General features: G+C 48.9%; 1 protein-coding gene. It reads right to left on the reverse strand.

Going from position 1 to position 1,622, the window contains the following annotated elements; genetic code table 11:
- Nucleotides 1-1,275: group II intron reverse transcriptase/maturase (gene ltrA, locus GC101_RS26165; RefSeq protein WP_171719707.1), on the reverse strand; the 1,275-nt coding region annotated here is incomplete at its 3' end.
- Between the last annotated feature and the right edge of the window lie 347 nt (nt 1,276-1,622).

The raw sequence follows: 1,622 nt of genomic DNA on the forward strand, positions 1-1,622 counted from the left end.
TCCACACTTATTGGCCATATACTTGACCTCCGAGAATGAACTCATCCATCTCCTCCGTTGTCTCTTCTTTGCATACCACCGGGTGAATCGCTGCAAAATATACCAATCCAGCTTGGCTAACCTCTTTTGGCTGTAGTTCGTGTAGTAATAATTTCTCCATCCCTGTATCTTTGGATTGAGCCATTCCACGTGTTCCTCAAACGATTTCCAGCGCATTCCGGGCGGTGCTAATCTGTCTTTGACCACGCCTCGGATACGTTCCTCTGCCTTCTTCGTTAGCCACTGCTGTGTGGTATAGTACACCTTCCCTTGAGAGGTTTCTGCTTTCGTTTTTCGGTGGTGCATTCCTAAGAAGTCGAATCCCTCGTCTCCTGTCCATAAGCCTACAATGCGAGTTTTGGTCGGGTGTAAGGTTAACTCTAGACGTTCCATAATCCTGCTTATGAGCTCATAAGCATGTTCGGCGTCCTTTTTGGTTTTACAGACCACCACAAGGTCGTCTGCATACCTTGTCAGTTCTCCCAACCCACTTCCGTGTTTCTCCCATAGCCGGTCAAAGTAGTTCAAATAGATATTCGCCAACAGGGGTGAGATGACGCCACCTTGTGGCGTCCCTACATCGGAGCGCCTTACCTTTCCTTCTTCCATGACTCCCGCATGCAGCCACTTCCGTATTAATTTCAAGATCCGCCTGTCATTGATACGCATCTGTACCAGTTTCATGAGCTTCTCTTGATTAATATTGTCGAAGTAGCCTTGGATATCGACGTCGACTACCCAATTTCCTTTGCGGTTGCAGGCTTTCCGGATTCGCTCCAGCGCTCCTTTTGCACTTCGTTTTGGACGAAATCCGAAGGATACTTCTTCGAAGTCTGCTTCGAAGATGGGTTCAATCACGAGTTTGGTTGCCATTTGTATGACTCGGTCGCGCACGGTAGGTATACCTAGCGGCCTTTGCTTCCCGTCTTTCTTCGGGATATAGTGCCGCCGTACAGGCTCCGGATGGTAGTTGCCTTCTTTCAATTCTCGCTCACAGTCCTTGAGGAACCTTATTTCTCCTTGTTCCTTAATGTCTGCGAGCGTCACGGCATCTACTCCAGCCGCTCCCTTATTTGCTTTCACCCGTCTCCAGGCTTCGCTCAGCACATCCCACCGGTAGACTTTGTCGTACAATGCATGGAATCTACGCTTATTATTCTCCTTGGCCGCATGACCTAGCTTTTCTTGGAGTTCTTGAACTTTTTCCTTAGGTGTCGTTAGCCGCTTGGCATTCACTCACTCGTACCTCCTCCAAAAGCGTAAACAAAGCAGGGCTCCTTCCCTCCCTAAGGTTGTGTTGTCCTTAGGTTCCTTGGTACTATGAGCCCCTCGGACTCCCTTCCCACAGACGATTCACTTCGTCTTCTGGACTTATAGAACGTCTCTTTACGGGTTTCTAAAAAAAAAATCCGTGTGGGGGAGGGTCTCCCCAGTTCACTGCATTATCTTTCAAACCATGCCGTTCCCTTTACACCGGAGGGTTCTTCACTGTTGTACCAAGTTCTTTACAGCTTCCATGGCCTTCGTCCATTTAAGCGAGACTCGGCTCCCTCTTTTCCCCTTCGCAGGGCCTTTTTGACGAC

Origin of the sequence: Paenibacillus phytohabitans, from assembly GCF_013141775.1 — a bacterium.
Lineage (GTDB): Bacteria > Bacillota > Bacilli > Paenibacillales > Paenibacillaceae > Paenibacillus_AQ > Paenibacillus_AQ phytohabitans.